The 24,090-nt window shown below is 70.9% G+C and carries 36 protein-coding genes; 27 read left to right on the top strand and 9 right to left on the bottom strand.

Features of this window, described 5'->3' with window-relative positions; translation table 11 throughout:
• Positions 1-3: 3 nt before the first annotated feature.
• The 3 genes from OG861_RS29835 to OG861_RS29845 are packed head-to-tail and all read right to left on the bottom strand — an operon-like array spanning position 4 to position 4,161.
• Entirely contained in the window at positions 4-1,095 is a 1,092-nt protein-coding gene (locus OG861_RS29835; protein WP_329192237.1) for a quaternary amine ABC transporter ATP-binding protein, read from the bottom strand.
• A complete protein-coding gene (locus OG861_RS29840; RefSeq protein WP_329192235.1) occupies positions 1,092-2,660 on the bottom strand; it encodes a GMC family oxidoreductase in 1,569 nt (522 codons plus the stop codon). The genes OG861_RS29835 and OG861_RS29840 overlap by 4 nt, the downstream gene beginning before the upstream one ends.
• Positions 2,661-2,676: 16 nt before the next feature.
• Complete coding sequence (locus OG861_RS29845; RefSeq protein ID WP_329192233.1) at positions 2,677-4,161, bottom strand: aldehyde dehydrogenase family protein; 1,485 nt, start codon at positions 4,159-4,161, stop codon at positions 2,677-2,679.
• A gap of 408 nt (positions 4,162-4,569) precedes the next feature.
• Between OG861_RS29845 and gvpO the strand changes: the two genes are divergently transcribed.
• From gvpO to OG861_RS29900, 11 genes are all read left to right on the top strand, one after another.
• Entirely contained in the window at positions 4,570-4,881 is a 312-nt protein-coding gene (gene gvpO / locus OG861_RS29850) for a gas vesicle protein GvpO (protein ID WP_329192231.1), read from the top strand.
• A 48-nt stretch (positions 4,882-4,929) separates the two neighbouring features.
• On the top strand, positions 4,930-5,364 hold the full coding sequence (locus OG861_RS29855; RefSeq protein ID WP_329192229.1) for a gas vesicle structural protein GvpA: 435 nt from the start codon (positions 4,930-4,932) through the stop codon (positions 5,362-5,364).
• On the top strand, positions 5,361-6,080 hold the full coding sequence (locus OG861_RS29860) for a GvpL/GvpF family gas vesicle protein (RefSeq protein WP_329192227.1): 720 nt from the start codon (positions 5,361-5,363) through the stop codon (positions 6,078-6,080). Before OG861_RS29855 ends, OG861_RS29860 begins: the two co-directional genes overlap by 4 nt.
• Positions 6,081-6,085: 5 nt before the next feature.
• The gene (locus OG861_RS29865; protein ID WP_329192225.1) at positions 6,086-6,322 is read left to right on the top strand and encodes a gas vesicle protein GvpG; all 237 of its coding nucleotides are present in this window, start codon (positions 6,086-6,088) and stop codon (positions 6,320-6,322) included.
• Between the two features lie 8 nt (positions 6,323-6,330).
• Positions 6,331-7,005: a DNA primase gene (locus OG861_RS29870; protein ID WP_329192224.1), complete on the top strand. Its 675-nt coding sequence runs from the start codon at positions 6,331-6,333 to the stop codon at positions 7,003-7,005.
• Positions 6,998-8,176: an SRPBCC family protein gene (locus OG861_RS29875; protein WP_329192222.1), complete on the top strand. Its 1,179-nt coding sequence runs from the start codon at positions 6,998-7,000 to the stop codon at positions 8,174-8,176. The genes OG861_RS29870 and OG861_RS29875 overlap by 8 nt, the downstream gene beginning before the upstream one ends.
• Positions 8,173-8,493 carry a gas vesicle protein gene (locus OG861_RS29880; protein ID WP_329192221.1) on the top strand — a complete coding sequence of 107 codons (321 nt, stop codon included), beginning with the start codon at positions 8,173-8,175 and terminating at the stop codon, positions 8,491-8,493. Before OG861_RS29875 ends, OG861_RS29880 begins: the two co-directional genes overlap by 4 nt.
• The gene (locus OG861_RS29885; protein WP_330261912.1) at positions 8,490-9,296 is read left to right on the top strand and encodes a GvpL/GvpF family gas vesicle protein; all 807 of its coding nucleotides are present in this window, start codon (positions 8,490-8,492) and stop codon (positions 9,294-9,296) included. Before OG861_RS29880 ends, OG861_RS29885 begins: the two co-directional genes overlap by 4 nt.
• Positions 9,293-9,478 (top strand): gas vesicle protein, encoded by a 186-nt coding sequence (locus OG861_RS29890; RefSeq protein ID WP_329192218.1) that lies wholly within the window; start codon positions 9,293-9,295, stop codon positions 9,476-9,478. The genes OG861_RS29885 and OG861_RS29890 overlap by 4 nt, the downstream gene beginning before the upstream one ends.
• Complete coding sequence (locus OG861_RS29895; RefSeq protein ID WP_329192216.1) at positions 9,475-9,747, top strand: gas vesicle protein K; 273 nt, start codon at positions 9,475-9,477, stop codon at positions 9,745-9,747. Before OG861_RS29890 ends, OG861_RS29895 begins: the two co-directional genes overlap by 4 nt.
• A 64-nt stretch (positions 9,748-9,811) precedes the next feature.
• Positions 9,812-10,189 (top strand): hypothetical protein, encoded by a 378-nt coding sequence (locus OG861_RS29900; RefSeq protein WP_329192214.1) that lies wholly within the window; start codon positions 9,812-9,814, stop codon positions 10,187-10,189.
• 108 nt (positions 10,190-10,297) lie between these two features.
• Here the strand turns inward: OG861_RS29900 and OG861_RS29905 are convergent, their stop codons facing one another.
• Positions 10,298-10,939 (bottom strand): HAD-IA family hydrolase, encoded by a 642-nt coding sequence (locus tag OG861_RS29905; protein ID WP_329192212.1) that lies wholly within the window; start codon positions 10,937-10,939, stop codon positions 10,298-10,300.
• A 241-nt stretch (positions 10,940-11,180) separates the two neighbouring features.
• Here OG861_RS29905 and OG861_RS29910 point away from each other — a divergent pair, with 241 nt between their 5' ends.
• Positions 11,181-11,354: a CsbD family protein gene (locus tag OG861_RS29910; protein ID WP_329192210.1), complete on the top strand. Its 174-nt coding sequence runs from the start codon at positions 11,181-11,183 to the stop codon at positions 11,352-11,354.
• Between the two features lie 34 nt (positions 11,355-11,388).
• Here OG861_RS29910 and OG861_RS29915 read toward each other — a convergent pair whose 3' ends face one another.
• Together OG861_RS29915 and OG861_RS29920 are read right to left on the bottom strand one after the other, a co-directional pair.
• Entirely contained in the window at positions 11,389-12,483 is a 1,095-nt protein-coding gene (locus OG861_RS29915) for an SRPBCC family protein (protein WP_329192208.1), read from the bottom strand.
• Positions 12,484-12,486: 3 nt separating this feature from the next.
• A complete protein-coding gene (locus tag OG861_RS29920) occupies positions 12,487-13,572 on the bottom strand; it encodes a histone protein (RefSeq protein ID WP_329192206.1) in 1,086 nt (361 codons plus the stop codon).
• 223 nt (positions 13,573-13,795) lie between these two features.
• On the opposite strand from OG861_RS29920, the gene OG861_RS29925 reads away from it, so the two are divergent.
• From OG861_RS29925 to OG861_RS29980, 12 genes are all read left to right on the top strand, one after another.
• Complete coding sequence (locus tag OG861_RS29925) at positions 13,796-14,170, top strand: gas vesicle protein GvpO (protein WP_329192204.1); 375 nt, start codon at positions 13,796-13,798, stop codon at positions 14,168-14,170.
• 31 nt (positions 14,171-14,201) lie between these two features.
• On the top strand, positions 14,202-14,672 hold the full coding sequence (locus OG861_RS29930; protein ID WP_329192202.1) for a gas vesicle structural protein GvpA: 471 nt from the start codon (positions 14,202-14,204) through the stop codon (positions 14,670-14,672).
• Positions 14,673-14,675: 3 nt separating this feature from the next.
• Positions 14,676-15,392: a GvpL/GvpF family gas vesicle protein gene (locus OG861_RS29935; RefSeq protein WP_329192200.1), complete on the top strand. Its 717-nt coding sequence runs from the start codon at positions 14,676-14,678 to the stop codon at positions 15,390-15,392.
• 39 nt (positions 15,393-15,431) lie between these two features.
• Positions 15,432-15,680, top strand: coding sequence for a gas vesicle protein GvpG (locus tag OG861_RS29940; protein WP_329192199.1), 249 nt, complete (start codon positions 15,432-15,434; stop codon positions 15,678-15,680).
• A gap of 22 nt (positions 15,681-15,702) precedes the next feature.
• Positions 15,703-16,128, top strand: coding sequence for a gas vesicle protein (locus OG861_RS29945; RefSeq protein WP_329192197.1), 426 nt, complete (start codon positions 15,703-15,705; stop codon positions 16,126-16,128).
• Entirely contained in the window at positions 16,125-17,024 is a 900-nt protein-coding gene (locus OG861_RS29950) for a GvpL/GvpF family gas vesicle protein (RefSeq protein WP_329192195.1), read from the top strand. The genes OG861_RS29945 and OG861_RS29950 overlap by 4 nt, the downstream gene beginning before the upstream one ends.
• Positions 17,021-17,242, top strand: a complete 222-nt coding sequence (locus OG861_RS29955; RefSeq protein ID WP_329192193.1) for a gas vesicle protein — start codon at positions 17,021-17,023, stop codon at positions 17,240-17,242. The genes OG861_RS29950 and OG861_RS29955 overlap by 4 nt, the downstream gene beginning before the upstream one ends.
• Positions 17,232-17,630 carry a gas vesicle protein K gene (locus tag OG861_RS29960; RefSeq protein ID WP_329192191.1) on the top strand — a complete coding sequence of 133 codons (399 nt, stop codon included), beginning with the start codon at positions 17,232-17,234 and terminating at the stop codon, positions 17,628-17,630. The genes OG861_RS29955 and OG861_RS29960 overlap by 11 nt, the downstream gene beginning before the upstream one ends.
• Positions 17,631-17,701: 71 nt before the next feature.
• Positions 17,702-17,875, top strand: coding sequence for a hypothetical protein (locus OG861_RS29965; protein ID WP_329192189.1), 174 nt, complete (start codon positions 17,702-17,704; stop codon positions 17,873-17,875).
• A gap of 144 nt (positions 17,876-18,019) precedes the next feature.
• Positions 18,020-18,727: a TetR/AcrR family transcriptional regulator gene (locus OG861_RS29970; RefSeq protein ID WP_329192187.1), complete on the top strand. Its 708-nt coding sequence runs from the start codon at positions 18,020-18,022 to the stop codon at positions 18,725-18,727.
• A 500-nt stretch (positions 18,728-19,227) separates the two neighbouring features.
• On the top strand, positions 19,228-19,584 hold the full coding sequence (locus OG861_RS29975; protein WP_329201950.1) for a PRC-barrel domain-containing protein: 357 nt from the start codon (positions 19,228-19,230) through the stop codon (positions 19,582-19,584).
• A gap of 21 nt (positions 19,585-19,605) precedes the next feature.
• Complete coding sequence (locus OG861_RS29980) at positions 19,606-19,773, top strand: hypothetical protein (RefSeq protein ID WP_329192185.1); 168 nt, start codon at positions 19,606-19,608, stop codon at positions 19,771-19,773.
• Between the two features lie 82 nt (positions 19,774-19,855).
• On the opposite strand, the gene OG861_RS29985 is transcribed toward OG861_RS29980, so the two are convergent.
• Positions 19,856-20,212 carry a hypothetical protein gene (locus OG861_RS29985; protein ID WP_329192183.1) on the bottom strand — a complete coding sequence of 119 codons (357 nt, stop codon included), beginning with the start codon at positions 20,210-20,212 and terminating at the stop codon, positions 19,856-19,858.
• Between the two features lie 190 nt (positions 20,213-20,402).
• Between OG861_RS29985 and OG861_RS29990 the strand changes: the two genes are divergently transcribed.
• The 3 genes from OG861_RS29990 (at position 20,403) to OG861_RS30000 (ending at position 22,496) form a co-directional block, all read left to right on the top strand.
• Complete coding sequence (locus tag OG861_RS29990; RefSeq protein ID WP_329192181.1) at positions 20,403-21,260, top strand: ArsR/SmtB family transcription factor; 858 nt, start codon at positions 20,403-20,405, stop codon at positions 21,258-21,260.
• A gap of 207 nt (positions 21,261-21,467) precedes the next feature.
• Positions 21,468-21,944 (top strand): hypothetical protein, encoded by a 477-nt coding sequence (locus tag OG861_RS29995; protein WP_329192178.1) that lies wholly within the window; start codon positions 21,468-21,470, stop codon positions 21,942-21,944.
• 72 nt (positions 21,945-22,016) lie between these two features.
• Positions 22,017-22,496, top strand: coding sequence for a hypothetical protein (locus tag OG861_RS30000; protein WP_329192176.1), 480 nt, complete (start codon positions 22,017-22,019; stop codon positions 22,494-22,496).
• A 103-nt stretch (positions 22,497-22,599) separates the two neighbouring features.
• On the opposite strand, the gene OG861_RS30005 is transcribed toward OG861_RS30000, so the two are convergent.
• Both OG861_RS30005 and OG861_RS30010 read right to left on the bottom strand, forming a co-directional pair.
• Positions 22,600-23,442 carry a hypothetical protein gene (locus OG861_RS30005; RefSeq protein WP_329192174.1) on the bottom strand — a complete coding sequence of 281 codons (843 nt, stop codon included), beginning with the start codon at positions 23,440-23,442 and terminating at the stop codon, positions 22,600-22,602.
• On the bottom strand, positions 23,439-23,966 hold the full coding sequence (locus OG861_RS30010; protein WP_330261913.1) for a SigE family RNA polymerase sigma factor: 528 nt from the start codon (positions 23,964-23,966) through the stop codon (positions 23,439-23,441). Before OG861_RS30010 ends, OG861_RS30005 begins: the two co-directional genes overlap by 4 nt.
• Positions 23,967-24,090 lie beyond the last annotated feature (124 nt).

Here is a 24,090-nt window from a genome sequence, read left to right on the forward strand (position 1 = left end):
GCGTCATGCCGCCACCCCCCGGCCGTCGGGCGTCGGCAGGCCGGCCACCACGGCGAGCAGCCCGGCGTCGTCGACGACGCCGAGACAGCGGCCGTGGTCGACGACCCGGGCCGGGCCGCCGCTGCGCGCCACGGCCTCGATGGCTTCCACCACGGTGGCGGCGGGGGCGAGCGCGGGCCCGTGGTCGGCCTCGTCGGCCACCGCGGGGCGCATCGCGCTGCGTACGGTGATCACCTGCTCGCGCGGTACGTCGCGGACGAAGTCCCGTACGTAGTCGTCGGCGGGCGAGCCCACGATCTCCTCGGGCGTGCCCAGCTGCACGATCTTGCCGTCGCGCATCAGCGCGATCCGGTCGCCCAGGCGCAGCGCCTCCGTCAGGTCGTGGGTGATGAAGACCATCGTGCGGCCCTCCTCGTGGTGCAGCCTCGCGACCTCGTCCTGCATCTCCCGGCGGATCAGCGGGTCGAGCGCGCTGAACGGCTCGTCGAAGAGGAGGACCTCCGGGTCGGCGGCCAGGGCCCGGGCCAGGCCGACGCGCTGCTGCTGGCCGCCGGACAGCTGACCGGGCCGGCGTTCCTCAAGGCCTTCGAGGCCGACCTTGACCACCATCTCGGCTGCCTTGGCCCGCCGGTCGATGCGGCTCACGCCCTGGATCTCCAGGCCGTAGGCGACGTTGTCGAGCACGGTGCGGTGCGGCAGCAGGCCGAAGTGCTGGAAGACCATGGCGGCGCGGTGCCGGCGCAGCTCGCGCAGGCGGGCGGCGTCCATGGCGAGGACGTCCTCGCCATCGATGGAGAGCGACCCCGCGGTGGGCTCGATCAGCCGGGTCATGCAGCGCACGAGGGTGGACTTGCCGGAGCCGGACAGGCCCATGACGACGAACACCTCGCCCTTGCGGACGTCGAAGGTGACGTCACGGACGGCGGCGGTGCAGCCCGTCCGCTCGCGGAGTTCGGCCGCGGGCAGCGAGGCGTACTCGGAGTCCGGGACCCGCACGGCCTTGCGCTGCGGACCGAAGACCTTCCACAGCCCGTCGACCGAGAAGACGGGGGAGCCGGTGCCGGGCACGGCGGCACCGGTCGAGGGCGCGTTCACCGGGTCTCACCGCCCCGCAGCAGATCAGCGGCTTTCTCGCCCACCATGAGTACTCCGATCATCGGGTTGACGGCGGGCATCGTCGGGAAGACCGAGGCGTCCGCGATGCGCAGGCCGTCGAGGCCACGTACCTTCAAGTCAGGTTCCACAACGGCCTGTTCGTCGTCGGCGGCGCCCATCTTGCAGGTGCCGGCCGGGTGGTAGACGGTGTGGGCCACGGAGCGGGCGTACGCGCTCAGGGCCTCGTCATCGGTGATCTCGGGACCCGGGCAGACTTCGCGCCGCAGCCAGCCCGCCAGCGGCTCGGTCGCGGCTATCTCGCGGGCCAGCTTGATCCCGTCCACCAGGGTGCGTGCGTCGTAGTCGTCCTCGTCTGTGAAGTAGCGGAAGTCCAGGGCCGGCTTGACCTCGGGGTCCGCACTCGTCAGGTAGAGACGTCCGCGGCTGCGCGGCTTGGGGATGTTGGGAGTCAACGACACCCCGTGCGCGGGGCGTTGGTAGCCGATCCGCTCAGGGTTGTCGGTGAAGGGGATCTGGTAGAAGTGGAACATCAGGTCGGGACCGGGGGAGTCCGGGTCGCGCCGGACGAACAGACCCGCGTCGCTGTCCATCGCCGAGTTCTCGGGGATGGGCCCTTCGGTCTCCCAGACGATCACCGATTCGGGGTGGTCGAGCAGGTTCTCGCCGACTCCGGGCAGGTCGTGGACGACGGGTATGCCGAGCGCCTCCAGGTCACGGCGCGGACCGATGCCGGAGTGCAGCAGCAGCCGAGGGGTGTCGACCGCGCCCGCGCACACCAGCACCTCCCTGCGGGCCGTGATCAACGACCGGCTGCCGTCCTTGGCGCGGACGTGGACGCCGCGCGCCCGGGTGCCCTCCAGCTCCAGCCGGTACGCCCAGGTCTCCAGCAGCAGCCGCAGGTTCGGCCGGTCGTCCATGACGGGGTGCAGGTAGGCGACCGACGCCGACGAGCGCTTGTTGTCCTCGGGGTGGTAGGCCAGGTCGAAGAAGCCCACGCCCTCGTGGAACGGCTTCCGGTTGAAGCCCTCGACGCGCGGCACCGCCAGCGCGTCCTGGGCGGCGTCCACGAAGTCGCGGGCGATGGCGTTGCGGTCCGCCTCGCCGACCGGCACGATGTTGTTCAGGAGCCGGTCGAAGTACGGGTCCATCGCGGCCGCGTGCCACCCCTCGGCTCCGGCCTCCGCCCACTCGTCCCAGTCGGACGGCAGCGGCTTGAAGGCGATGAGGGTGTTGTGCGAGGAGCAGCCGCCCAGGACCCGGGCCCGGCTGTGCCTGATGTGCGAGTTGCCGCGCGGCTGCTCCGTGGTCGGGTAGTCGTAGTCGAGTTCCCCGCCGAGCAGCCCCATCCAGCGGCGCAGGGTCAGGACGTCGGGGCGGTCGACATCGCTCGGACCGCCCTCGATGACGGCGACGGTGACGCTCGGGTCCTCGGTGAGCCGGGAGGCGATCACCGAACCGGCGGTACCGCCGCCGACCACGACGTAGTCGTACTCGTGTCCGTCTTCGTGCCCGTGGTGGTCATGAGGGTGCGTGGTGCTGGTCATCTCTCTCCTGCCCCCGTCAGCCCGCGAACCAGCGCACGGGGCGCGGCGCGAGGTTCTGGTACACGTGCTTGGTCTCGCGGTACTCGGCCAGTCCCGACGGGCCGAGCTCGCGCCCGATCCCGGACTTCCCGAATCCGCCCCACTCCGCCTGCGGAAGGTAGGGGTGGAAGTCGTTGATCCACACGGTGCCGTGGCGCAGCCGCCCGGCCACCCGGCGGGCGCGGCCCTGGTCCGACGTCCAGACTCCGCCGGCGAGGCCGTACTCGGTGTCGTTGGCGAGCGCGACGGCCTCGTCCTCGGTGCGGAACGTCTCGACGGTCAGGACCGGCCCGAAGACCTCTTCGCGCACGACGCGCATGCGCCGGTTGCAGCGGTCGAGGACGGTCGGGCGGTAGAAGTACCCGGGCCCCTCGGGCCGTTCGCCTCCGGCGCGCAGGACCGCCCCCTCGGCGAGCGCGGAGGCGACGTACGACCGGGTCCGCTCCAGCTGCGCCGCCGAGACGAGCGGGCCGCACTCGACCCCCGGGTCCGTGCCGCGACCCAGGCGGATCTTCTCTGCCCGGCGCGCGAGTTCCGCGACGAACCGCTCGCGCAGCGACTCCTCGACGATCAGCCGGGAGCCGGCCGAGCACACCTGACCGCTGTGGATGAAGGCGGCGTTGAGGGCCTGGTCGACGGCGGTGTCGAAACCTTCCTCCGTGGCGCAGGCGTCGGCGAACACGACGTTGGGGTTCTTGCCGCCCAGTTCGAGCGCGACCTTCTTGACGGTGTCGGAGGCCGCCCGCATGACCTTCGTACCGCTGGTGAGACCGCCGGTGAAGGAGATCAGGTCGACGTCGGGGTGGGCCGCGAGGCGGGCGCCCACCGGGTCGCCTGGTCCGGTGACCAGATTGGCGACCCCGGCGGGCAGGCCCGCCTCCACCAGCAGCTCGATCAGGACCACCGTGGTCAGCGGGGTCAGCTCGCTCGGCTTGACGACGAAGGTGTTGCCCGCTGCCAGGGCCGGGGCGATCTTCCAGCTCGCCTGGAGCAGCGGATAGTTCCACGGCGTGATCAGGGCGCACACCCCGACCGGCTCGTGCACGACCACGCTGTGGATGTCGGGCGAGCCGGCGTCGACCACCCGGCCGGCGCCCTCCCCGATCACGAGGTCCGCGAAGTAGCGGAACGCGTCAGTGACGCAGTCCACATCCACGCGGCCCTCTTCGAGCGTCTTGCCGGCGTCCCGGCTCTCCAGGAGGGCGATCCGCTCACGGTCACGCTGGAGCAGGTCGGCGGTGCGGCGCAGCAGCGCCGCCCGCTCCGCGACCGGGGTGCCCGGCCACTCCCCGCCGTCGAAGGCGGCCCGGGCGGCGCCGACGGCCGCGTCCGTGTCGGCGGCGTCACCCTCGGCGACCACGGCGAGGACGGTGGCGTCCGCCGGGTCCAGGACCTCCCTGGTGGCTCCCGATGCCGCTGACCGCCACGTCCCGGCCGTGTGAATCGTCTGTTGCTCCGACACTGCGCGCTGTACCTCCGGTTCCGGCGCCGCGGCGGGCCCGCGGCGACCTGGAGTAGGCGCGCCTGCCCAGTGCCCGGGACGGCATGTCCCATCCGTCACTCAAGTGACCGGAGTCACGCCAGACACAGAAACGGGGCCGTGTGAGCCGGGTGACCGGCCGGCGCCGGATCAGCGCACCCCGTCACCGCCTGGTCCGCACGGGCGGACCACCCGGGCAGGGGGCCACCCGCAGAGGGGACCGGTCGGACAGGGGGACCGGCCGGCGTCCGACACGGGCGGGGCACTCGTCATCCCCGGCTCCCGGGCGGGTCGTTGCTCCAAAGCACCCAAAAGCGACATGTCAACTCGCCTTGTTCCGCACACCGTTTGAGGCCTGCCCAGTCGGTCATACGCGGCAGGGAGGAAGTCATGGCCAACACATCTGACAACGACACACAGAAGAAGGCGGACGGAGGGAAGCCTCCGCGCCCGGCAGCGGTGATCCTTTCGGCGATGCAGCAGCTGTCCCAGCTGCTCGGTCTGCCGGCCGAGGCGGTGAGCTCCTGTGAGCGCGCCGAGGACGGCACCTGGAAGCTGAAGGTCGAGATCGTCGAACTGCCCCGCGTCCCGGACACGATGACACTGCTCGCCTCGTACGACGTCGAAGTCGACGGCGACGGCGAACTCATCGGCTACCGGCGTACCCGCCGCTACGAAAGGGGTCGTGCGGACCGTCGCTGACCCGGCGGCACCCCCCCGGCCCCACCCTAGAGAAGGGAACCGGAAACTATGACTGTCGTTCCTGCCCAGCCCGCGCCCGCCGCCTCCGGTGGCGGCGGCTCCAGCGGCCTGTACGACGTACTCGAACTCATCCTGGACCGCGGTCTGGTCATCGACGCGTTCGTCCGCGTGTCCCTGGTCGGCATCGAGATCCTCAAGATCGACATACGCGTGGTCGTGGCCAGTGTGGACACCTACCTGCGGTTCGCCGAGGCGTGTAACCGACTCGACCTGGAAGCGGGCCCCCGCAAGAGCCCGGGCCTGCCCGACCTCGTCGGCGAGATGACCGAATCGGGGGCGCGGGGCAAGACCAAGGGAGCCCTGAGCGGCGCCGCCCAGACCATCTCCGACGCCTTCAGCCAGGCCCGCGACGAAAGCTCCGAGGAAAAGACCGAGAGCCGGCCGCGTCGGCGTACCACCACCCGCCGGGAGGAGAAGGAATGAGCACCTACGTCTACGGCATCACGCGTGCCTCACAGAGCCTGCCCGACAGCATCGAGGGGATAGGCGAGCCGCCCCTGCCGGTCCGGACCGTCCGGGCCGGAGAGCTGGTCGCCCTGGTCAGCGACGCTCCCGCGGAACTGAAGGCGAAGCGGCGTGACCTCCTCGCCCACCAGCGGGTGGTGATCCAGGCGCAGGTGAGCGGGCCCGTCCTGCCCATGCGTTTCGGCGGCGTCTCTCCCGATGACGAGGCCGTGGGCGCGGTCCTCAGTGAGCACCACGACGCCTATCTGGAACGTCTGGGCGTCCTGGCGGGGCGCGACGAGTACAACGTCAAGGCCAACCACCACGAGGAAGCCGTCCTGTACGCCGTACTGGCCGCCGACCCCGAACTCCGCGCCCGCCACCAGGCGAACCGCGCGGCGGGGGGCGGCACCCACGACGAGAAGCTGGCCTTCGGCGAACTCGTCGCCCGGGCCGTCTCCGAGCGGGAGCGAACCGACGCCGCACTGATCGAGGAGACCCTCGCGCCACTCGCCGAGGGCGTGCGCCGAGGCCCCGAGAGCACCGGCTGGCTGGCCAACTACTCGTTCCTCGTCGACCGCGAGCGCCGGGAGGACTTCCTCGCCGCCGTCCGGAGCCTGCACGAGCAGCATGAGCACCTCCAGGTACAGGCGACCGGACCGCTGCCCCCCTACAGCTTCGCCGAGGCGGGCTGAGCGCCGTGGGCCTGCTCAAGGAAGTGCTGCTGCTCCCCGCCGCCCCGGTGCGCGGGACCGGATGGGTGCTGCGCCAGGTCGTCGCGGAAGCGGAGCGGCAGTACTACGACCCCGCCGTGGTCCAGCGTGAGCTCGCCCGGCTCGTCGAGGCCTTCGAGGCAGGCGGTATGGACGAGGCCGAATTCGACCGCCGGGAGGACGAGCTCCTGGCCCGACTGGAAAACAGGATGCGACGGCAATGAACAACCGCATGGCAATGGGACTGGCGGTGAGCGCCGGCTACGTGCTGGGCCGCACCAAGAAGGCCAAGCTCGCCTTCGGTCTGACCACCCTCGTGCTCGGCCGGAAGCTCGCCCCCGACGGGGCATCGGTCGCGTCCTTCATCGGCAGCCGCCTCGGCGACAGCCCTCAGCTCAAGGAGATACGCGAGCAGCTCCGCACGGACCTGCGCGGGGTGGGCTCGGCGGCCGCGAGCGCCCTGGTCGACCGCCGACTGGAGGCGGTCGCCGACCGGCTCCACGATCGCACGCTGGACGTACAGGACCGCCTCGCGGGCCTGACGGGTCGCGACGACAAGGACCACGCCGACGACGAGACCGACGAGGACCGGGTCACCGACGAAGACCGGGCCGGCGATCACTCCGACGAGGCTGACGAGGCCGACAAGTCCGAGGAGGCCGACCAGGCGGACAAGGACGGCGCCGGTGGGCGGCCGGCCCGCAAGCGACCGGCCCGCAAGCAGACGGCCGCCCGCACCGCCGGCCGCCGCACCGCGACCTCCGCGGCCAAGAGCGAGGCCAAGAGCGCGGGCGGGACGAAGCGCAAGAGCGCCGACACCGACAGCGGCTCGGACGAGCGGCCGGCCCGGCGCACCGCCGCGAAGCGGTCCGCAGGCCGCGGCCGGGGCGGTGACGGCGATGCCTGAGACAGCACTGGCACGACTCAAGGACAGCCCCGCCGCCGACCGGGCCAAGCAGGAACTGGAGGCCTACCTCCTCGCCCAGGCCGAACGCCTGCTGGCCGGCGCCGGCCGGGCCATGGGCCGCTCCACCGCACACCTGAACGCCCTGGCCGACGGGAGCAGTCCCGGGCTGAAGGCCATGGCCCTGGACGGCGCCCGCAGGATCCGCAAGGGGCGCGGCCCCCTCCGGGCGGTGCTGGAGGCCGGGGCGAAGCAGGCCAAGGACAAGACGGCGGGCGCGGTACGCGACCGGCTGGGCCGACGGAGCGGCCGGCCCGGCCGCGGTCGCCCCACCGTCATCCTCGAATCGGTGGACGTCGGCGTACCCGTCAAGGACGCCTACAACCAGTGGACGCGGTACCGGGAGTTCCCGGACTTCGCGCGAGCCGTCACCAGCGCCGAGGCCCAGGACGAGACCACCAGCAACTGGAACGCCAAGATCTTCTGGTCCCGGCGCAGTTGGACGGCCCACATCACCGAACAGGTGCCCGACGAGCGCATCGCCTGGACCTCCGAAGGCGACAAGGGCACCACGCGCGGCGTGGTCACCTTCCACGAGCTGACGGTCGATCTCACCCGCGTCCTGCTGGTCATCGAGTACCACCCGCGAGGCCTCGCGGAGAAGACCGCCAACCTCTGGCGCGCCCAGGGCCGACGGGTGCGTCTGGACCTGAAGAACTACGCCCGCTACCTCACCGTCAAGGGCGGCGAGTCCGACGGCCGGCGCGACGAGATCCGCGAAGGCGAACTGGTCGAGAACGACCGGGGCCACGAGGAGGATCCCGAGGGCCGTCACGACCGCTCCGACACCTCGGAGGCCGAGGAGCCGGACGAGATCGATGCCGAGGACACGGCCGGCGGCTACGACGAGGAAGCCGCGGTCCCCGAGGAAGACGAGGCGGACGACGCCGCGTACGACGACGCCTACGACGGGGAGGACGAGGAAGAGGTCGAGGAGAGGGAGGAGCCGGGCGCCTACGAGGACGACGCGTACGAGGACGAGGACTACGAGGACGAAGCGGCCGCCGACGCCGAGGCGGAACCGGAAGCGGAGCCCGAGGACGAGCCCGAGCCCGAGGACGAGCCGGAGGCCGCCCAGCCGCGCGCCCGCCGGGAAAACCGACGACGCGCATGAGCATGCCCTCGGGTCTGCCCCGGTCCTACGACGACAACTCCAGCGCCAACCTCGCCGACATCCTCGAACGGGTCCTCGACAAGGGCGTGGTCATCGCCGGCGACATCCGCATCAACCTGCTCGACATCGAACTGCTCACCATCAAACTCCGCCTGGTGGTCGCATCCGTCGACCGGGCCAAGGAGATGGGGATCGACTGGTGGGAGCAGGACCCCGCCCTGTCCTCCAAGGCCCGGCACCGCGAACTGGGCAAGGAGAACGAAGAGCTGAGGCGACGCGTAGCGGAGCTGGAAGCACGCCAGGAGGAACTCCCGTGACGGACGAACTGCTGTACGTCTACACCGTCCTGCGGAGCACCGCACCGCCGTCCGCGCCCCTGGTCCTCGACCCCCGCGCCCGGCTGGGCGGCGGCCTTCGACTGGTCGAGCACCAGGGGCTCACGGCGGTCGCCGAGCCGGTGGAGGCGGCCGACTTCGACGAGGAGCCGTTGCGCGCACACCTGGAAGACCTGGACTGGCTCGCCGACGTGGCGCGGGCCCACCACGACGTGGTCGCCCACGTCGGTGGCCAGACCACCACGGTGCCGCTGCGGTTGGCGACCCTGTGCCGGGGCCAGGCCGGCGTCCGGCGGATGCTGGCCGACGCCCACCTGGCCCTCACCGAAGCCCTGGAACGGGTGACGGACGCTGAGGAGTGGGGCATCAAGCTCTACGCACAGCCCGCCCCGGACGGCCGACCGCCCGCCGACCCCGGTACGGCGGCGGCCCCGGCCCCCTCCGGGCGGGACTACCTCCGCCGCCGGCTCGCGGACCGTCGCGCCGAGGCCGACCGCACCGACGAGGCCCGGCGAGCGGCCGAATCCCTCCACCAAAGGCTCGCCCACGAGGCCACCGGCGCGGTACTGCACCCGCCCCAGCAGCAGCAACTCTCCCAGGCTCCCGGACAGAACGTCCTCAACGCCGCCTACCTCGTGCCCACGGCACGCCGGCAGGCCTTCCTGGACAACGTCCCCACGGCCGACGACCTGCCGCCGGGCGTCCGGGTGGAGATCACCGGCCCTTGGGTGCCCTACTCGTTCACCCATACCAACGCGCCCGCCCCGTCGGCCGAGCCCGCATGATCGGGAATCAGGACGTCGCCCTCGTCGACCTCCTCGACCGCCTGTTGGCGGGCGGCGTGGTCCTCGCGGGTGACATCACCTTGCGCATCGCCGATGTCGATCTCGTACGGATCGATCTCAAGGCGCTGATCAGCTCGGTGAACGACACCGTGCCCGCACCCTGGATGGAGGGAACGCCATGAGCCGTCCGCAGCGGGTGGAGCTCGACCCGGACACCGTCGAACGCGACCTCGCCCGCCTGGTCCTGACCGTCATCGAACTGCTGCGGCAGTTGATGGAGCGTCAAGCACTGCGCCGGGTGGAGACGGGAGGCCTGTCGGAGGAGCAGGAGGAGCGCCTCGGCCTGACCCTGATGCTCCTCGAAGACCGGATGGAACTGCTGCGCAGCCGTTTCGGGCTGCGGCCCGAGGACCTCAACATCGACCTCGGCCCCTTGGGGAAACTCCTGTGAACGACACCCGTGATTTCCGCCGTACGGAGGGTTTACCGTACAGACTTCCGGTCACACGCTGGACATGACCGAATCGGGAAAGACCACCAACAACAGTTCCTCGTCCGGTAGTTCCTCCAACGGGACCAAGGCCCGCTCGCAGGCCGCCGGAGCGGCGCGCCAGGGCGCGAAGGCGGCCTCCGACGCGGCGAACGGCACCGCGGGAGTCTTCACCGCTCTCCCCGCCCCGCTGGCGGAGAAGACCGCGGCCGCAGCCCAGGCGCTGCGCGGCAGTGTCGGCCGGGCCGGCTGGATCTGGACCGCGATCCGGGCCCGCAAGGCCATCGCGGCCGGGGCCGCCACCGCCGGTGCGGCCGCCGTGACCACCGCATACACCCTGGGCCGCCGGTCGGGCCTGCGCCGCCGCGGTCCGCTCACACGGCTCACCGGCGGCCGCATCTGAGCCGGTGCGCACGCCCCGGGGGCCGGGGCGCGGTCTCCCGTTTCGACGGGCCGCGCCCCGGCCCCCTCCGGGCGGCGGCTGCCTCGTAGGTCCGCCCCGAGGGGCGAGCTACGCGCGGACCTGTCCCTCCTCGGCCAGGGCCACCCCGAGGAGGTCCTCGAGCCGGGCGATCGTTTCCTCGGGCTCCTTCGCGTGGACCGTCGCGAAGCCGAGGGCGGCTGCGGGCGCGAGGTAGCTTTCGGTGTCGTCGACGAAGACGCACTGTTCGGCGGGCAGCCCCAGAGCATCCAGCGCGACCTGGAAGAACTGCGGGTCGGGCTTGCGCATCCGGTGGTGCTCGGAGATCGCCACGGCGTCGTAGAGAGTGTCGAGGTCGTATCCGTCGTAGAGGTTCCACGGCGTGAGCCCGACGCTGTTGGACAGGATCCCCACCTTGACTCCGGCGCGCCGTGCGGCGGCCGCAGCGTTGATCACCAGCGGCTCGGGACGAAGGTCCGCGAACATCCTGTGCATCAGACCGTCCGGGGAAACCCCGAGCAGGAGTGCCGCAGCCTCGTTCCATTGGGTCTGGGTGAGCGCGCCGCGCTCCAGCTCGTGGGTGAGCCGGACGCCTTCCTCGTTCAGGTACAGCGCGGTGATGCACGCGCCCTCTTCCAGGCCCTCGCGCTTTTCGAAACCGAGCACGGCGGGAAGCAGCGGCGTGGTGAGCACCCCGCCGAAGTCGAGGACGAGGCCGGTACGGTGCGGCATGGGGAAGGCTCCAGCGGTGAGGCGCGTGTTGATCATGTACATCGCCCTCGTACCGTACCAATCGATCTTGCCGACCTCGGTGGCTGCCCAGGGCGGCCGAAGCAAGGGCGAGGGCGTGCACAGCCGAGGCACCCTGCCGCACATGTCCGAATCATCCCGTAATGCGTATGGATTTTCGCGGTGGGTAGGGGAGGGGTCAGGACCATATTGCTCCGCGCTGACCGGGGCGGAGGTGAGAGACATGAGTGCAGGCAAGAAGGCCAAGAACGCGGCGAAGACGACCAAGGGGAAGTTGAAGGAGACCACGGGCAAGGCCGTGGGGAACGAGAGTCTGGAGATGAAGGGGCGGGGTGAGCAGGCGGCGGGTGACGCCAAGCAGGCCGCTCAGAAGGCGAAGGACGCGCTCAAGCACTGACGTGAGGGGTGCGGACCGAACGGCGGGGGTGTCATCAGGTGTTTCGGCGTCGGCGCCTGCGGGGCGGAGACGTCTCGTACTGCTCCTCTTCCTCGTCTTCCTCCTCCTCGGGCTCTTCCTCGGGCTCTTCCTCGGCCTCGTCGGCGTACTCCTCGTCCTCGTCGTAGTCCTCGGCGCCTTCTTCCTGGCCTTGGTCCTCCTCCTCGTCCGCGTACTCTTCCCCGTCCTCAGTGCCTTCCTCCGCTCCGTTCTCGTCCTCCTCCTCGTCGTATTCGTCCTGGTCGGCGCCCTCGGCTTGCTCTTCTTCCTCCAGTGCCTCCTCGTGGGTCCGGACGACTTCGCCGTCGCGGATCTCGCCGCGCCAGCCTTCGGGCTCGTCGGTGGAGAGCATGGTGTAGCGCAGGAAGTGCTTGAGGTCCAGGCGCAGGCGGCGGCCTTGGGCGCGCCACAGGTTGCCGGTCTTCTCGAACAGTCCGGAGGGGTGGTATTCGACGACGATGACGATGCGGGTGAGTGACGGGGCGAGTTCGTGGAAGGTGACGCAGCCGCGGGTGGTGCCCTTGGCGCCTTGGGAGGTCCACACGATGCGGTCGTCGGGTACCTGTTCCTGGACCGTTGCCTTCCAGCTGCGGCTGGAGGGCCCGACCTTGACCTTCCAGTCGCTGTTCGTCTCGTCGTCGCGGGAGACGTCGCGGACGCCCTTGGCGAAGCCGCTGAAATCCTCGTACTGCGTCCAGTGGTCGTAGACCCTGCGCAGGGGGAGGCCGACGTCGATGGCCTCGACGATGTTGACGACCTTGCCGCCGCCGCTCTTGCGGCCCTTGCCCTTCCCGAAGGCCTGGGAGACGGTGTCGGTCACCTTGTCCTTGAGGTCTCCGAGCTTCTGGCCCGCGATCGCCTTGATGGGGGAGTCGCCTTGGAGGAGGCGGCCGCCGATGCCCGCGACGTCGGAGAGCGTGCCGCCGTTGTCGGCGACGTCGTAGAGCTGGTCGGTGAGGTCGGAGACCTTGTCGGTCGCCTTGTCGGCCAGCTGGTCGGCCTGCGCGGCGAGGAACCCGGTCAGTTCCTTGAGCAGCTGGTCCAGCCCGCTGCCGGACTCGTTTCCGCTGGAGCGGTCTGAGGTTGCCATGGCCTACCTCCGCGTGGACGGCTTGCGGGCCGCGGTCTTCTTCGCGGCCGTCTTGCGTGCAGGGCTACGGCTGGCGGTCTTCTTGGCGGGTGCGCGTGCCGTGCTGCTCTTGCGCGGCGCGCTGCTGCTGGCCTTCTTCGCCGCCGTCTTGGACGGCGCTCTCGTGGCTGCGTTCTTCCTGGCGGGCGCGGCCTTCGCCGCCGGCCTGCCGCTGGAGGTCTTCTTCGCCGCGCTCTTCTTGGCCGCGCTCTTCTTGGCGGGCGCTGCGTGCTTGGCGGGCGCGGCGCTCTTGGCGGGTGCCTTCTTCGCCGGAGCCTTCTTCGCCGGTGCGTTCCTTGCGGGGGCGTTCCTTGTCGGGGCCGCCGCCTTCCTGGCCGGGGCGGCCTTCTTGGCGGGCGCCGGCTTCTGTTCGGGGGCGGTCTTCTTCGTGGTCCTCGACCGCTGACCGGCGTCGCGGTCGGCAGCGGCGCTCTTGGCGGCTCGTGCCGGGGTCCGCTTCCGCCGTGGCGGCGGAGGCTCTTCCTCTTCCTCTTCCGCTTCCTCTTCTTCGCCCTCCTCCTCTTCCGCTTCCTCCGGCGCACCCGCTTCTTCTTCCTCCTCTTCCTCTTCCTCCTCCGGCTCCTCCTCGCTCTCTTCTTCCTCTTCGGGCTCGTAGCCCTCTTCGTCCTCGTCTTCTTCCTCCGTGTAGTCCTCGCCCTCGTCCTCGTAGGGCTCCTCGCCCTCGTCTTCGTCCTCGTCTTCGCGGGACCGGCCGCGGCCGCCCCCACCGCCGCCGCTGCGGGTCAGTTCGAGGGTGCGCTCGTGGAGGGAGCCCGCGAGGTCGGCGAGCTTGCGGTTGGCCGCGGTGGCCAGCGCCTGCCGGCCGGCGTCGAGGGCCTCACCCCGCAGCTGTTCGCCGAGGTCGGCGAACTGCGGCATTTCCTTGAGCCGCGAGGCGCCTTCCTTGAGCAGCTGCCCGGGTTCGAGCCCGAAGCGGCGGCCGGCGAGGTAGGTCGCCATGGTGAACGCCAGGCGGCCCTTCTTCGTCCGGCCGAGTAGGTAGCCCCCAGCCACAGCGGCTGCGAGCGCGATCTTGTTGGTGTCCTCCATGATCATCCCCTACCGAGGGCGCTGGAAATTCTTCGTATCGCCGTCCGCAGTCGGCGGACCCCGTGCGCGCTGCCGGCCGGCGAAGCGGGCCCTGCTCGGGCGGGGCCGACGAGCGGGGCCTTACTCGGGCGGTCTTTCAAGCTCCTGCCCCGGGTGCAAGACTTATGCGCAGATTTAGTGACATTCTAGTTTCTGTGAGTCCTTCTCCCCAAGGGAGTGGTAAATGGCCGCAGCGGAACCTGCGCGCCCCCGGCGGCCCTCTTCCCGGGCCGGCGGCGAGGGCGGACAGCGGGACAGGCAGCCGCCCGAGCGGGCCGCATCCCGGCGGCGTTCCGGTGTGCCCGGAGCCGCGTCGGCGATGCGGGCCGCGGCCGGACAACTCGCCGAACTACTGGGCCGCCCCCCGGAATCCGTCTCCTCGCTGAAGCCGACCGATGACGGCTGGGTGGCGCAGGTGGAGGTGGTGGAGCTGGAACGCATCCCGGAGACGACCAGCGTGATGGCCAGCTACCGGGTCGCGCTCGACGAGGACGGCGAGCTGATCTCCTACGAACGCACCCGCCGCTACAGCCGCGGCACGATCGACCGGCCGGCCTGAGAGCAGGTACGGGCCGGCGGAAGGAGGCGCCATGACCATGGTGCCGCAGGGCGGAAGCCCGGTCGCCCGAGGGCAGGGAGGCGGCACGAGCAGCCTCTACGACGTCCTGGAGCTCATCCTCGACCGTGGTCTGGTCATCGACGTCTTCGTCCGCGTTTCCCTGGTGGGCATCGAACTCATCAAGATCGACGCGCGGATCGTGGTGGCCAGCGTGGACACCTACCTGCGTTTCGCCGAGGCGTGCAACCGCCTCGACCTCGAAGCCGGCCGCAAGGCTCCCGCCCAGCTCCCCGACGTCATGAGCAACATGCTGGAGGGAGGCGCCCGTGGGAAGAGCAAGGGGGCGCTCAGCGGGGCCGTCGAGGCGGTCACCGACTCCCTGACCGGCAAATCCTCCAAGTCCAGGGAGCCCGAGGAGGAAGAGGAAGAAGAGGAAGAAGAGGTCGAGGCGCCCAGGCGCCGCCGTCCCGCTCGGCGCCCCGTACGGCGGGAGAAGGAGTGACAGATGGCGCTCTACGTGTACTCGATCACCGCCAAGGACCATCCCCGCCGCCTGGACGGCGTCAACGGCGTCGGCTCCGAGCCCGCACCGCTGCGCACGGTCACGGCCGGACCGCTGTGCGCGGTGGTCAGCGACGTCAGCGAGGAGATCCGGCCCAAACGCCGTGATCTGGCCGCGCACCAAGAGGTGCAGGAACGGCTGATGGCCGACGGGACGGTCCTGCCTCTGCAGTTCGGCTACGTCGCCGCAGATGACCTCGCGGTCTCCCAGGCACTGGAGTCCGACGCAGAGGGCTATCTCAGTGCTCTCGAACGCCTGGAGGGCTGCGCCGAGTACCACGTGCGGGCCTCGCAGGCCGATGAGACACCGTTGCTGCAACAGGTTCTCGAGGACCTGCCGGAGGCGAGGGACCTCAACGACCGCATCCGCGGCGGAGACCAGGATCCGGGGCTGCCGCTCGCCCTGGGCGAACTCGTGGCGGGCGAGGTACGGGCACGGCAGGAGGCGCTGGCAGCCGGACTGACCGAGGCGCTCCTTCCCTTCTCCCGGGACCACGTCGTTCGCCCCGCGTCGGGAAGCGACTTCCTCAACCTCTCCCTCCTCGTGCCCGAAGAGCACACGCAGGAGTTCCACACCGCACAGGCCAACCTGGCCCGCGAGATCGGCAGCGGCATCGACCTGCGGTTCTCCGGCCCCCTGCCGCCCTACAGCTTCGTCTGACGCATCCGCCCGCACCCCGAACACGAGGGGAGGAAGACCATGGGACTGCTGACCCACCTGCTGACGCTCCCCATGGCGCCGGTACGCGCCGTCACCTGGGTCGCCCAGCGCGTCGTCGATCAGGCGGAACAGGAGTACTACGACCCCGCCCCCATCTGGCGCAGCCTCGGCGAGCTGGAGCAGCGACTGCTCCTCGGAGAGATCGACCAAGAGACCTTCGACCGGCAGGAGGACGAACTCATCGACCGCCTGTCGGAGATCTCCCAGTACCGCCGCCCGCCGTCCTGAGAGTCGAAGGGGGAGCGCCACCGTGACCGAATCCCTGCCCGGCCGCCCCGGAACCTTCGCCTCCCGTGCGCCGACGCCCTACGGCCAGACCTCCACCTCGAGCCTCGCCGACATCCTCGAGCGGGTCCTGGACAAGGGCATCGTCATCGCCGGCGACATCCGCATCAACCTCCTCGACATCGAGCTGTTGACCATCAAACTCCGGATCCTCATCGCCTCCGTCGACAAGGCCAAGGAAATGGGCATCGACTGGTGGGAGCACGACCCCTCCCTCTCCAGCCGGCACACCGGCAGCCCCCTGGAACAGGAGAACCGCCGCCTGCGCGCGGAACTCGAAGCCCTCCGCGGCCAGATCGGCCAGGCCCCGCCAGAAGAGGAAGAAGAGGCCCTCGGTGAGGAACCGGACGGCGGGCGGACGGCCCGGCGACGTCGGGGGAGCCAGCAGTGAACACGTACGCCACCCTCACCTACGTCTACGCCGTCACCCGGCCCACCCCCCGACTGGCCGAGGCCCTCGCCTCCCTTGAGGGCATCGGCCGGGCACCTGTCCGCCTCCTGCTCCCCGGCCCGCCCGTCGACGTCGCAGCGCACCCGGACGCTTGCGGTGCGGACCACGCCTTTTCGGGCGCAGGACCCGCCCCGCTCGCCTTCGCGGCCAGCGAAGTACCGGAATCCGACTTCAACGAGCAGGCCCTCAAGAACCACTTCGAAGACCTGGAATGGCTCGAGTACGTGGCCCGCACCCACCACGACGTCGTACAGGCCATCGCCGCCCACGCCACCGTTCTGCCCCTGCGCATGGCCACCGTCTACCAGGACGAGGGCCGGGCCCGCCAAGCGCTCACCGCCCAGCGCCGTACCTTCACCCGGCGCCTGGACGAGCTGGGCGCCCACACCGAGTACGGCGTCAAGATCTACCTCACCAGCCCCTCGACCACGGAGGGCACCCGGGCCGACGACGGCGCCGCGGCCACGCATGCTGCTCCCGCCAGTCCCGGCAAGGCCTACCTGCACGCACGCCGCGCCCAGCACCACGCCCGTGAAGCCGTCTACCAGCAAGCCCGGCAAGCCGCCGCCGCCATCGAAGCCATCGCCGACCGCCACGCCACCCGCCGCGTACGCCACGCACCCCAGAGCGGCGCACTCACCGGCCCGCAGGAGAACGTACTCAACGACGCCTACCTCGTCCCCGACGACCAAGCCGAACCGTTCCGGAGCGCCATCGCCGGTGCCGCCGGTGATTTCCCCGACCTGCGCATCGAGGTCACCGGCCCCTGGGCCCCGTACTCCTTCGCCATGCCCGCGCCGGACGGCCCGCCCGACCCGCAAGAGCCACCGTCATGACCCTCATGGAGCGCGGCGAACCCCTGCCCGGCCGCCAAGTCGCCCTCGTCGACCTCCTCGACCGGCTCCTGAGCGGCGGGGTCGTCCTCACCGGCGACATCGTCCTGTCGATCGCGGACATCGACCTCGTCCGGATCTCCCTGCGCGCCCTCATCGTCTCCGTCAGCTCCGAGACCAGCAGGACCCGGGCCCAGGACGGCAGCCGCGATGGCCCCTGACCAGCCCCCGCCCCCGTACCCCCGCCCGCTTCAAGACGTCGGGGACAGCCTGACCCAGGCCTTCCGACTCGTCCAGGCGCCCCCCACCCCCCACGACCAGCAACCCCGACCCGCCCGCCGCCTCCACACCGACCCCGATACGGTCGGCGAAGACCTCCTCAAACTCGTCCTCACCGTCATCGAACTCCTGCGTCAGCTCATCGAACGCCAGGCCCTGCGCCGCGTCGATGCCGGCGACCTCACCGACGACCAGGAAGAAGAACTCGGCTCCACCCTCCTCGCACTCCACGACAGCCTCTCCGACCTGTGCGCCGAACACGGCTACGCCCTCGAAGACCTCAACCTCGACCTCGGCCCTCTGGGCCCCCTCCTGCCACCCCGCGACTGAAGCGGCCGGCCCGCCCCGGCCGCCGGCACCAGCCCCCTCCCCGGCACCCCACGAAGAAAGCGGGGGAAGAGATGAGCGCGTCAGAGAAGATGAAAGCGGCCGCCGAGCAGGTGATCGGCCGGATCGTGCAGAAGACGGCACACACCATCGGAAACAGGACCACGGAAGCCAAGGGCGCAGCCCTGGTGGCCCGCGGGAAGGCCAGGCACGTGAAGGAAAGGGCCAAGGACAAGATCACGGGATGACCCGCGGCCGCCGCGCGGGCCGCTGTTCCCCTGTGCCCGCACCACGAGGTGAGACCGACCAGAACGGCGCGAGGTCCGCGGGCGGACGGCAAACACGGCGATCCCCGCGAGCGATAGGGTGTAACACGCGAGGAGGAGGCTGCCATGAGCGACGCAGCTGCCACGACAACCCCCCGCGAGCGGTACCGGCAGCAAGTGCGTGCCGAGATCAAAGCGCGGGCACGGGAGCAGATCGCCGCCGCCGGGACGTCCGCCCTCTCCCTCAACGGCATCGCCAAACACATGGGTCTCAGCGGCGCCGCGCTCTACCGGTATTTCACCGGCCGCGACGAACTGCTCACCGAACTGGTCCGGGACGCCTACCAGAGCCTGGTCGGCTCGTTCCGAGCGGCAGCCGCCCGCAAGGAGCGCGACCTCACCACATTGGCGCACGCCCTGCGCACCTGGGCACTCGACGATCCCCAGCGCTACTTCCTCGTCTACGGCCCACCCGTGCCCAGATACCGCGGCCCTGCCGACGTCACGGCGATGGCCTCGGAAATCATGAGCATCGTCCTCGATGTATGTGCCACCACAGCCATGGGCGGCGGCACGGCCAGGTCGGCCGAAGCCCGCCCGACCGACCGCGCCCACGCGCTCGCGGCAGATCCGGCATCAGCCTCGGCCCTGCGCCTGGCCGGCTCCTTCTGGACCCGCCTGCACGGAATCCTCTCCCTGGAGCTCAGCGGCCATTTCGCCGGGATGGGCCTCGACCCCGCCCTGCTCTACGAAGCCGAGCTGGACCTCCTGCGCCTCGCCGAGCGGATCTCCCACCCCCCTGCCGGTCCTGCAACCCTCTGTACGCACCGCTGACGAACTGCGCCGTGCCTCGCTGGAGGCAGATTCCGGGCGATCAAGCCGTGCTGTACGCGTTCGACGGTGAGCGCTGGATGGATTACACCGTCAACCGGAGTCCACGGGGCACCACCGCGCGGCACATGTGGCGCAGCGCCCGTCGTAGAGCGATTCCCGTGCCCCAGGCCAGCAGCCGTGCACCCCACACCGTGAACCGCCGGTACATCCGCCACCTGAGAGCCGCCCCCAGTGGCGGGCGGATGATCGAAAAGCGGCGGCTCCGCTTGCGTCGGTGTCGTGCCGACGCGCCCTTCACGAACGTCTCCGACCGGCGCCGGGCCGGTAGAGCCCCGAGACGATAAGAAAGTCGACGATGATGCCCATAATGTCCTCTTATTGGCACACAAACTCATCTTAGAATTGATATACACCTTCTGTCGGCATCCAAACCTCGAGGAAGACAGCGCGTGCTGCGGTGAGGTGGCGCGGCGATGGGAACGGGAGAAACGGAGATCATGATGTTCGAGGCCAGTGACATCCGGGAGTGGCGCGGCCACGAGGTGATCGACTCCGACCGGCACAAGATCGGCACCCTGGAGTCGGTGTACGTCGACACGGCCACCGACCAGCCGGCCTTCGCCACCGTCACCGTCGGCCTGCCCACCCGCCGCCGCCTGGTGTTCGTACCCTTGGACGGAGCTACCGTCGGGCCCGGCTATGTGAAGGTCGCGCACTCCAAGAACGTGGTCAAGGACGCCCCCTCCATGGGCACGGACGACGTCCTGCCGGCCGAGGGGGAGCCGGCGGTCTACACCCACTACGAACTGCCCTACCAGCCGGGGGCGGGCGGCGAGCGTCGCCTGGCCCGCCGCTGACCCCATCCCCAGGAGGCCGGCATGGTGCTGTTCCTGCTCCTGCTCCTCGTGGCGGTCGTCCTCGGATTCATCGGGGTACTCGCCGAGGGCCTGTTCTACCTGCTGATCATCGGCGTGGTCATCCTGATCGTCGACATCGTCATCATCGTCTTCCGCCTCCGCAGCGGCGGCAAGCACCACGTCCGCTAGCGAGAGGAGGCCGGCACCCGGTGGGGTGCCGGCCTTTGCCGTCCGGAACGAGGAGCTCGGAATTCCGGATCTGCCGGACGTTCTAGTTGTACCAAGCGCTGCCGACCTGTTGGACCCCGTTGGAGATGGAGATGGCGACCTGGTGCGTGCTGTCGTGGTAGTACGGCCGGTCCGTGGAGCCGCTCGAGTACGGGGTGACGCTGATGCTTTGGGCGACCGGCTGATTACCGGTTGCGGTGTTGCGCTGCCAGAACGACATCCAGCACGTGTTGGGGCCGGTGGACTGCAGCGTGGCGGTGGCCCAGTTGGAAGAACCGCCGCCGTCCAGGTGCAGCTTGCCCACGCACCCGGGAACAGTGAGGGTCACCGTACCGGTCGAACCCGCGTAGGCCGTTCCCCCCGTTCCCATCACGGCCAACAGGCCGGCGCCGATGGACATTGCCGCAGCTCGTCGCAGTGAACGAGTCATGAATTCCCCTCCAGAATTGAATTTTCCGGTTCCTCTTCGTTCCCGGCATCGTCGTGCCGTGGTGCACACGCATCGTTTCGGTTGCGCGCGGCCACGGGTAGCTTTCGTCATGCACGCGCAAAAGCCCTGATGGGAATGTCAAGTGCGCAGGAGGCACACCGTGATACGGATTCATCTCGGATCCGAGGGCCTGGGTCAGGTCCGGATATGTGCCCACCCGGACTTCGACGCCGAACTGACAGCGGCCGGGAGGGCCTACGCCCGCCAGGGGCGGCCCCAGGACCTGCTGATGCAGCTTTACGCGCGCAGCATGTCGCCGGATCTCGCCGAGGGCGTCAGCCCCCTCTACCTCTCCCACTTGTTCGCCTGCCGCAGTCCCACCCCCTTCACCAAGGCGCTCGCCGAGGGTGAGCAGCGGGCCCGCGGCGTCCTGGCCGACGCCATCGACCACCTGCGCAGCACCGCCGTCGAGGCACAGCGCTCGGGCATCCGGTCTGCGGTCGCCACCAGGTCCGTCGACCTGTCCCACCGCTACGTCACCGGCGGCGCCTCCGCGATGCTCCGGCAACTCGGACACGGCATCAGGCTCCGTCGCGGCATCCTGGAACTGCCGACGTCCTTCGACGCGGACCTCGCACTCGACCGGCGCTCGCTGCAGATCCAGGCAGTCGCCCTCAGCCCACGGGTCACCCTGGCCGAGCCGGCCGACGATCACCTGACCATCCGGATCCCCGCCGGACCCGCTCCGCGAACCGGGCCGGCCCAGGAAGCGGCGCTCCGATCCCTGCTGGGCGCCGGCAGAGCGGCAGCGCTGGGGTGCATCGTCACGTCCGGCGGAGTCACCGGGCGGCAACTGGCCTCACTGCTCGGCGTGTCGAACGCGGCAGCGAGCAGGCACGCTGCGGTGTTACGGCGCGCAGGCCTGATCCGCACCCTGCGCAGGGGGCAAGCGGTCGAGCACGTCGCAACCTCCTTGGGTTACCACCTGGCACGACCGGAAACGCCGACGGCGCAGTAACCGCAAGCCCCGCTCGGGAGACGGGGCACCGCCGTGCCGGTCGGGAACCCGACGTCCGGATTGCCCGTCGGGCGTACGGGTCACCCGTGTGGTCCGCGCCGACAGGCGCATCCCGCACACGTGGCCATAGCGTCGGTGAAGGCTGCTGTTCCGGCTGCAACGGGAGGGTTCCACCATGCAACAGACGGGCCGTCTGTGATGAAGGCCGTGGTCCGGGGTCTCCTCGGGGGAGCCGCCGCCGGTGCCGCGGGGACCACCGCGCTCAACGTGGTCACCTACCTCGACATGGTGGTCCGGGGGCGTGGTGCGAGCAGTGTGCCCGAGCACAGCGTCGAGGTCCTGGCCGCCAAAGCGGGAGTGCCCATTCCCGGCGACGAGGACCAGCACGCGAACCGGCTCGCGGGCCTGGGGGCGCTGAGCGGCTTGTTCGTCGGGATCGGGATCGGTGCGGCTGTGGGAGTGGCCCGCGGTCTCGGCTGGCGGCCGGGCACGCTGCGGGCCTCTGCGGTCGTGGGCCTCGGGGCCATGGCTCTCGTCGACGGACCGGTCGTCGCCCTGGGCATCTCCGATCCCCGCGCCTGGGCAGCGGTGGACTGGGCCGCCGACGTGGTTCCCCACCTCGTCTACGGAGCCGTCACCGCGGCCGTCGCCCAGGGCCTGGACCGTGACGGAGCCCGCGACTGAGGGGGAGGGGGAGCGAGAGCCGGCCACGAAAGCCCCTGGTGTCGGCGCGTCAGTTCGGACAAGCTGCGGCCCATGGACTGGATGCCCCTGCTCTCCACACTGACAGGTGCCGTCATCGGCATCGCAGCCACTCTGATCGCCGACCGTAACCGTTGGCGCCGGGAGGCAGCCCGGCACGCTCTCGAAGTACGGCGCGAGGTGTACACGGAGTACGTTTCCGCCCTCAAGGCCGCAGGCGAGGAGATACGCGCCGTCGCTCTGGGCGACCACATGTCCGAGTCGGCGCGCGACGCGGCGGTACGGGAGGCCGTGCGCAGCACCGGGATCTACACGGCGAGCGAACGCCTCTGGCTCGTGGGGCCGCCACAGGTCGTGGAGAAGGGGAACGAGGCGTTCCACTGCATGCGTGCCCTCCGCGACGCCTACGCCCGTGGCGTCGCCGTCGGCTCGGCCGGCGACGCGCCCCTGATAGAGCGGCGGCGCAAGGCCATGGCGCAGATGCGTCGCCTCATGCGTGAGGACCTCGGCATCGGACCCCTCGGGATCGAGTGAGGTGTCCCGAGCCCCGAGCTCCGTCGTCGGTGGCGCCGGCCCGGCCGTGTTCCTGCGCCGGATCGTCCTCCTCCTCCCCCCTCCGAAGCGCTCACGATCGTCTTCAGCCGGTCCGGGCGAAGCCGCCCCACACCGAGGCCTTGCCCGCAGAGGTGGCGGCCTCGGCGCGGTAGCCGTCGTCCTTGGCGTCGCGGCCGCCGGTGGCGTGGTCGTACTGACCGGCGAAGACGTGCTGCCCCGCCGGGACCGTCCTTCCGGGCTTGAGGGTCCACCGGTACACGAGGAAGCGGCCCTCCTCGCGGACGGAGACGTCGAAGTCGGCGGCGGGGCGGGTCAGCCAGCTGCCGGTGGTCTTCACTCCGGCGCCGAGGGCGACCCGCAGTTCGACCGTGAGCGCCGACAACGTACTGCGCGTCTTGAGGGTGACGTTGCTCTGCGCCCAGTAGGCGTTGCTGTGGGGGTCGACGGAGCCGTCGGCCCACAGCGGACCGTCCGAGGAACGGGCGCCGGCCCCCGACGGCGTGGGGCGCGGACCGGCCGGGGCGGGGCCGGAAGCGGACGGACCGCCGGAGGGGGATCCTCCGGGGAGCCGGCTGGGCTCGGGCGGGGCAGGGGAGGTCGGCGGCGCGGCGGAGGGAGGTGCGCCCGTCGGCGGAGGTGCGGGGGCGGAGGTGCCGGCGTCGGTGGCGAGCGTGGACTGAGCCGGGCCGGTGGCGCGGACGACGGAGACCACCGCGAAGCCGCCCACCGCCAGGACGGCGGTGGTGGCCAGGGTCGCGAGTACGACCTTCGGCCAGGACAGGGCCCCGCGGCGCTCGCGGTGGTCTGGGCGGCCGGGTGACTGCGGCCGGGCCGTGCCGCGCTCCACCCGGGCGAGCACGCGGGCGCGGTCGGGGCGGTGGCCTTCGGCGCTCTCGCGCAGCAGGCGGCGGAGTTCGTCGGTCATCGGCTCTTGCTCCCCACCAGTTCGCCGGCGGCCCGGGCGCCGAGCAGCCGCTGTAGTTCCGCCGTTCCCTTGGAGGTCTGGCTCTTGACCGTACCCACCGATATGCCGAGCACGTGCGCGGTGTCCTTCTCCGAGAGGTCGAAGGCGTAGCGCAGGACGACGCAGGCGCGCTTGCGGAACGGCAGCCGGCCGAGTGCCGCGCGCACGTCCATGACGGCCGCCACGTCCGGCCCGTCGGTACGCTCCGGGCGGTGCGACCAGAACAGCAGGACGCGCCGTCTCTCGCGCACCGCGCTGCGGATCCTGCTGCGGGCGAGGTTCGCGACGACCCCCCGGGCGTAGGCGGCGGGGGAGTCGGCGGCGCGGAGCCGGTCCCAGCGGTGCCAGAGCGCGACCATCGCGTCGGCGGCGAGGTCGTCGGCGGCGTCCGCCTCGCCGGTCAGCAGGAAGGCGAGGCGGGAGAGTTCGGCGTGGTGGCGTTCGAAGAAGTCGTGGAAGTCGTCGGACGCCTCATCGGTGGTCATGGCCTCGGTGCGGCCTCTCGGTGCGATGTGGGCCGTTCCCGGGCAGGTGCGGGAGCGTGGCAGCCGGTTGGACGGTCGTTCGGCGGGCTCGGCCCGCCGGGGGCGGGTCGGTGTGGTCGTGCCC

It is taken from the genome of Streptomyces sp. NBC_00539 (genome assembly GCF_036346105.1).
Lineage (GTDB): Bacteria > Actinomycetota > Actinomycetes > Streptomycetales > Streptomycetaceae > Streptomyces.

What these genes read in the sequence shown, in the direction of transcription:
- OG861_RS29960 (WP_329192191.1), top strand. Translation starts at nt 17,232, where the DNA reads ATGGCCCCTGACCAGCCCCCGCCCCCGTACCCCCGCCCGCTTCAAGAC.
- OG861_RS29930 (WP_329192202.1), top strand. Translation starts at nt 14,202, where the DNA reads ATGACCATGGTGCCGCAGGGCGGAAGCCCGGTCGCCCGAGGGCAGGGA.
- OG861_RS29840 (WP_329192235.1), bottom strand. Translation starts at nt 2,660, where the DNA reads ATGACCAGCACCACGCACCCTCATGACCACCACGGGCACGAAGACGGA.
- OG861_RS29910 (WP_329192210.1), top strand. Translation starts at nt 11,181, where the DNA reads ATGAGTGCAGGCAAGAAGGCCAAGAACGCGGCGAAGACGACCAAGGGG.
- OG861_RS29985 (WP_329192183.1), bottom strand. Translation starts at nt 20,212, where the DNA reads ATGTCCATCGGCGCCGGCCTGTTGGCCGTGATGGGAACGGGGGGAACG.
- OG861_RS29860 (WP_329192227.1), top strand. Translation starts at nt 5,361, where the DNA reads ATGAGCACCTACGTCTACGGCATCACGCGTGCCTCACAGAGCCTGCCC.
- OG861_RS30005 (WP_329192174.1), bottom strand. Translation starts at nt 23,442, where the DNA reads ATGACCGACGAACTCCGCCGCCTGCTGCGCGAGAGCGCCGAAGGCCAC.
- OG861_RS29895 (WP_329192216.1), top strand. Translation starts at nt 9,475, where the DNA reads ATGAGCCGTCCGCAGCGGGTGGAGCTCGACCCGGACACCGTCGAACGC.
- OG861_RS29890 (WP_329192218.1), top strand. Translation starts at nt 9,293, where the DNA reads ATGATCGGGAATCAGGACGTCGCCCTCGTCGACCTCCTCGACCGCCTG.
- OG861_RS29855 (WP_329192229.1), top strand. Translation starts at nt 4,930, where the DNA reads ATGACTGTCGTTCCTGCCCAGCCCGCGCCCGCCGCCTCCGGTGGCGGC.
- OG861_RS29970 (WP_329192187.1), top strand. Translation starts at nt 18,020, where the DNA reads ATGAGCGACGCAGCTGCCACGACAACCCCCCGCGAGCGGTACCGGCAG.
- OG861_RS29940 (WP_329192199.1), top strand. Translation starts at nt 15,432, where the DNA reads ATGGGACTGCTGACCCACCTGCTGACGCTCCCCATGGCGCCGGTACGC.
- OG861_RS29870 (WP_329192224.1), top strand. Translation starts at nt 6,331, where the DNA reads ATGGCAATGGGACTGGCGGTGAGCGCCGGCTACGTGCTGGGCCGCACC.
- OG861_RS29935 (WP_329192200.1), top strand. Translation starts at nt 14,676, where the DNA reads ATGGCGCTCTACGTGTACTCGATCACCGCCAAGGACCATCCCCGCCGC.
- OG861_RS29880 (WP_329192221.1), top strand. Translation starts at nt 8,173, where the DNA reads ATGAGCATGCCCTCGGGTCTGCCCCGGTCCTACGACGACAACTCCAGC.
- OG861_RS29925 (WP_329192204.1), top strand. Translation starts at nt 13,796, where the DNA reads ATGGCCGCAGCGGAACCTGCGCGCCCCCGGCGGCCCTCTTCCCGGGCC.
- OG861_RS30000 (WP_329192176.1), top strand. Translation starts at nt 22,017, where the DNA reads ATGGACTGGATGCCCCTGCTCTCCACACTGACAGGTGCCGTCATCGGC.
- OG861_RS29975 (WP_329201950.1), top strand. Translation starts at nt 19,228, where the DNA reads ATGTTCGAGGCCAGTGACATCCGGGAGTGGCGCGGCCACGAGGTGATC.
- OG861_RS29915 (WP_329192208.1), bottom strand. Translation starts at nt 12,483, where the DNA reads ATGGCAACCTCAGACCGCTCCAGCGGAAACGAGTCCGGCAGCGGGCTG.
- OG861_RS30010 (WP_330261913.1), bottom strand. Translation starts at nt 23,966, where the DNA reads ATGACCACCGATGAGGCGTCCGACGACTTCCACGACTTCTTCGAACGC.
- OG861_RS29875 (WP_329192222.1), top strand. Translation starts at nt 6,998, where the DNA reads ATGCCTGAGACAGCACTGGCACGACTCAAGGACAGCCCCGCCGCCGAC.
- OG861_RS29900 (WP_329192214.1), top strand. Translation starts at nt 9,812, where the DNA reads ATGACCGAATCGGGAAAGACCACCAACAACAGTTCCTCGTCCGGTAGT.
- OG861_RS29965 (WP_329192189.1), top strand. Translation starts at nt 17,702, where the DNA reads ATGAGCGCGTCAGAGAAGATGAAAGCGGCCGCCGAGCAGGTGATCGGC.
- OG861_RS29955 (WP_329192193.1), top strand. Translation starts at nt 17,021, where the DNA reads ATGACCCTCATGGAGCGCGGCGAACCCCTGCCCGGCCGCCAAGTCGCC.
- OG861_RS29905 (WP_329192212.1), bottom strand. Translation starts at nt 10,939, where the DNA reads ATGCCGCACCGTACCGGCCTCGTCCTCGACTTCGGCGGGGTGCTCACC.
- gvpO (WP_329192231.1), top strand. Translation starts at nt 4,570, where the DNA reads ATGGCCAACACATCTGACAACGACACACAGAAGAAGGCGGACGGAGGG.
- OG861_RS29980 (WP_329192185.1), top strand. Translation starts at nt 19,606, where the DNA reads ATGGTGCTGTTCCTGCTCCTGCTCCTCGTGGCGGTCGTCCTCGGATTC.
- OG861_RS29920 (WP_329192206.1), bottom strand. Translation starts at nt 13,572, where the DNA reads ATGGAGGACACCAACAAGATCGCGCTCGCAGCCGCTGTGGCTGGGGGC.